This is a genomic window from Synechococcus sp. R55.2, assembly GCF_047462075.1.
GTDB lineage: Bacteria > Cyanobacteriota > Cyanobacteriia > Thermostichales > Thermostichaceae > Thermostichus.
Window position 1 is genome coordinate 1 of record NZ_JANSIH010000287.1, and the last position, 4278, is coordinate 4278.

Here is a 4278-nt window from a genome sequence, read left to right on the forward strand (position 1 = left end):
GGGTGAGTTTTCTGATGGCAGAAGCTTCCGGTCAACCCGGCTCTCCTGGAGTTCAACAGGCGGGGCGCCCTGAAGGATGACGGATTCACTCCATTCGGCAAGGCTGAAGAGCGAACGAGTGCTGATCGGTTTCGACCCAGGGCGCGACAAGTGCGGCATAGCTGTGGTGCAGGTGCAGGCGCTTGCGCCAATGGAGCTGAGGGTTTTACACCGGGAGGTGATCCCTTCTTCGGCAGCGCTATCTAGACTGCAAACGCTCCGGCAACAGTTTCAGGCGGAGCAGGTAATCCTGGGCAATCAGACGACGGCCCAAGCCTGGAAGTCTCAACTGGAATCCATTCTCCCCCCGCAGCAGATTGTCCTGGTGGACGAGCGGCACAGCTCCCAAGAAGCCCGTCAGCGCTACTGGGATTTTTACCCACCGCAGGGATGGCAGCGGCTCTTGCCCAAGGGGATGCGGGTGCCGGCCAAGGCTTACGATGATCTGGTGGCTCTCATTCTGGTGGAGCGGTACTGCTGTGGGCGAGATACGGCTAAGCCGGCGTGAGCTGCTGCAGGGGATCCTGCTGGGGCTGGTGGCAGCAGGATGTGGGGGGCCGGATGCGCACTTGCCTCTTATCGTGGCGCTTAAGCAAGGGATCCCTGCCAGTTTGCTCAACGAGTTTCGCCGCAGGACTCAGGCCCGCTTTCGGCTGCAACTGTTGGATAGTCGGGATCAGTTGTTGGCCTATCTCCGGCAAAGTGTTCAGCCGGCTGATGCAGCCTGGTGGGATCCGGGGGGATGGTTCCGGCGGCGGCTGCCGGTGGCGGCTTTGAGTTTGTTGGGGGCCGACGCTTTGGATCGGGCCATAGCTGCCGGTTGGCTGGCTCCTCTGCCGGCAAGCCTGTTGGGAGAACGATGGCAGAATCTGGATCCCCGTTGGCAAGCTGCGGCACTCCGGGAGGGGCAGATTTGGGGTGTGCCCTGGCGCTGGGGGGTAACGGCCATTGCCTACCGCCGGGATCGGGTGAGGGAGCCCATTCGGGACTGGGCGGATCTGTGGCGGCCTGAGCTGGCCGGCAAACTGACTCTGCCGGATCACCCGCGGGAGGTGATTGGGCTAACCCTAAAGAAAATGGGCCGCTCCTACAACGATCCCCTCAACCCTGAGGATGTGGAATTACGGCAAGAGCTGGGATCCCTGCATCGCCAGGTTTTAACTTACACCTCTTCCGACTACCTGCCCATCTTGCGCTTGGCCGATAGCTGGGTGGCCGTGGGCTGGTCGCAGGATCTCTACGCCACCCAAGCCAACTACCCTGAGCTGGCAGTGGTGATCCCGGCCTCCGGATCCGCCATCTGGTGGGATGTCTGGGTGCGACCCCACGTCGAAGACAATGCCCACACAGAATCAACCCAGACGGATTCCGGATCCCTGTTGGCTGACTGGCTTGATTTTGTCTTGAATCCTGAATTTGCCCCCCGCTTGGTCAATCTGAGCGGGATCCCTTCGGTTTTGCCGCTGGATTTGGCTCAACTTGCCCCACGCCTGCAACGCAGAGCCGACTTGCAAATCTCCACTTGGCAACGCTCGGAGATCTGGCGCCCCCTGAGCTCAGCCGAAGCCGAGTCCTATCTCAACCTCTGGGATCAAATGCGGCGGGGCCTTTTGTAGAAACACAGCGAGCGCGAGCCCTCCACTCTGCAACACTTCGTCAAGGTCCGCAATGCTTCTGAGGAGCTGTGGTAGGATGCCTGCTGTCTGATGAGCCAGTTGCACTTGCATCGAGGAGAGCACCTTGAGTCTGAGAGTTGCTGTTGTGGGGGGCGGCCCAGCCGGAGCCTCTGCTGCCGAAGTTCTAGCCCAAGCGGGAATTGAAACCTTTTTGTTTGAGCGGAAGCTGGACAACGCCAAGCCCTGCGGGGGCGCCATTCCCCTCTGTATGGTCTCCGAGTTCGACCTCCCCGAGGGGATCATCGACCGCAAAGTGCGCAAGATGAAGATGATCTCCCCTTCCAACTATGAGGTGGATATCGCCCTCGAAAAAGAAAACGAGTACATCGGCATGTGCCGCCGCGAGATCTTGGATGCCTTCTTGCGCAATCGTGCCCACCAAAAAGGGGCGGAGCTGATCAACGGCAAGGTAATGCATCTGGAAATCCCCCAGAATGGCCGGGATCCCTACATCCTGCACTACAACGATTTTTCCGACGGATCGAGGCAAGGGGTGCCGCGTTCTTTGGCTGTGGATGTGGTGATCGGGGCGGATGGGTTCCACTCCAAGGTGGCAGAAGCCATTGGTGCTGGCGACTACAACTATGCGCTGGCCTTTCAGGAGCGCATCCGGCTCCCAGACGACAAAATGGCCTACTACGCAGAGCGGGCAGAAATGTATGTGGGGGACGATGTTTCTCCAGACTTTTATGCCTGGGTGTTTCCCAAGTCCAACCATGTAGCCGTGGGCACCGGCACCATGAGGGCAAACCAAGCCCACATCCAAAAGTTGCAAGCTGGGATCCGCGCCCGTGCTGCCGAGCGGATTCGAGGAGGCCAGGTGATCAAGGTGGAAGCCCATCCGATCCCAGAGCATCCCCGCCCGCGCCGCGTGGTGGGCCGTGCTGCTTTGGTGGGAGATGCGGCGGGATACGTCACCAAATCCAGCGGCGAAGGGATCTATTTTGCCGCCAAGTCAGGCCGCATGTGCGCCGAGACCATCGTCGAGACCTCCAACGGTGGGGCGCGCATCCCCAGCGAAGAGGATCTCAAGCTGTATCTCAAGCGCTGGGATCGCCAGTACGGCCTGACCTACAAGGTCTTGGACATCCTGCAGCGGGTGTTCTACCGTTCCAATGCCACTCGCGAAGCCTTTGTGGAGATGTGCGCCGACCGGGACGTGCAGAGGATGACCTTTGACAGCTACCTCTACAAGACGGTAGTGCCCATGAGCCCTTGGGTGCAGTTCAAGATCACGGTCAAAACCCTGGGCAGCCTGATTCGCGGCAACGCTTTGGCTCCCTGAAGTAACCCTACTGCCACTGGAAGGTCACCGTGACGCGATCCCAATTGGCCTCGGTTTTCAGCACACTGGCGGAGGCCCTTTGTCCGGGGGGCACGTCGCTGGGCTCAAATGCTGCCACTCGCGTATCGACAACTTCTTCTCCCCGATAGAAGGTGAAACGAGCACGGGCGTTGAGAACCGTGCGGGTGCTGCGGTTGATCGCTTCCACGCTTAGGCGGCTACCGGCCCCCACTCGTTCTTCCCGAATGGATCCCACGATTACAAAATCTCCTGGGCTAGCGGCAGACTCGGCTGGGGTGGCGGTCGGAACTGGGGTGCCAGGCTGTGGGGCCGTCTCGCTTTGCTTGGGATCCGACTGCCTCAGCAGCTCCAAAACACGGGCCAACTCCTGCTGAAAGAAAACAAAGGCTTCCCGCGATTGGTTGGCCACCTGGGCCAAAATCAGTCGATCCGACTCCTCTACCGGAATTTCCAGGAGGGGAGCTGGCCCTTTTAGGGTGACTCGGATGCTGGCGACTTCTTGGTTGATGAACTTATCCAGGTAGGGAAAGATGTTGAGAATGCAATCTTGGAAGGATCCCATCGGCATGATGCGATTGTTGGTCAGCACCAAGTCGGCCCGCTCACAGCTAGTCCGATCCTCCATATCAATTTCCAAGGGCACCCGAAAGGAGCCGAGGCTGGTGTTGGTGATGGTAACCCCAATGCCGTACACCTCCTGCCGCCAGCCATGAACGATCTCCAGGCTGGGGCTGGTGACTTCCTCGGTGAAATACTCTCCGGCCCAGGTCGGGGATCCCCACAGAGGCAGGGCCAATAGCAGCACAGGGAAATGGCAGGTCAGTCTCCCATTCACCTCAACCTTCCTTCACTCAACTCGCGGACTTTGGGGCAGAGCAGCGGTGTTTCTTGCTCCCCCGGGATGGCAATAGCCTAACCCAGGGCTGGCGCAAACCAGGGGGAGTCTTTGAATAATCTTTCCAACAATAACGGCTTTGAACTTCATCCGCTCTGCCCAAAGGGATAGCCCAGTACCCGTCTTCATCGAGCTGGGGGTTGCCTTTGCGGTGGATCCCAGGGGCCATTTTGTCGGGGCAGCGCCACCGGCTCTGCCGTTTTCCGCTGGGATCCCGTCTGCGATAGGATCAGGAAGTCCAGCTTACTAGCGCAGGAGCCCCGCCCTCTGTCCGTAGGACGAGGGTCGGGAGGAATGCGGAAGTTACGATAGAACCATGACCCAAGTCCTGACCGTCTCCTGCAAGCTCAAGGTGTCCCAGT

General features: G+C 59.6%; 4 protein-coding genes. 3 read left to right on the forward strand and 1 reads right to left on the reverse strand.

Translation table 11 applies throughout. The annotated features are described in order from the left end of the window. The first annotated feature begins 76 nt into the window (after positions 1 to 76). The 3 genes from NW838_RS09395 (at position 77) to chlP (ending at position 3000) form a co-directional block, all read left to right on the forward strand. A complete protein-coding gene (locus tag NW838_RS09395) occupies positions 77 to 547 on the forward strand; it encodes a pre-16S rRNA-processing nuclease YqgF (RefSeq protein WP_414358351.1) in 471 nt (156 codons plus the stop codon). Beyond that, positions 519 to 1655, forward strand: coding sequence for an extracellular solute-binding protein (locus NW838_RS09400; RefSeq protein WP_414427925.1), 1137 nt, complete (start codon positions 519 to 521; stop codon positions 1653 to 1655). Before NW838_RS09395 ends, NW838_RS09400 begins: the two co-directional genes overlap by 29 nt. 124 nt (positions 1656 to 1779) lie before the next feature. Further along, a complete protein-coding gene (gene chlP, locus NW838_RS09405; protein WP_414331046.1) occupies positions 1780 to 3000 on the forward strand; it encodes a geranylgeranyl reductase in 1221 nt (406 codons plus the stop codon). A 7-nt stretch (positions 3001 to 3007) separates the two neighbouring features. On the opposite strand, the gene NW838_RS09410 is transcribed toward chlP, so the two are convergent. Continuing rightward, entirely contained in the window at positions 3008 to 3856 is an 849-nt protein-coding gene (locus NW838_RS09410; RefSeq protein WP_414358346.1) for a hypothetical protein, read from the reverse strand. Between the last annotated feature and the right edge of the window lie 422 nt (positions 3857 to 4278).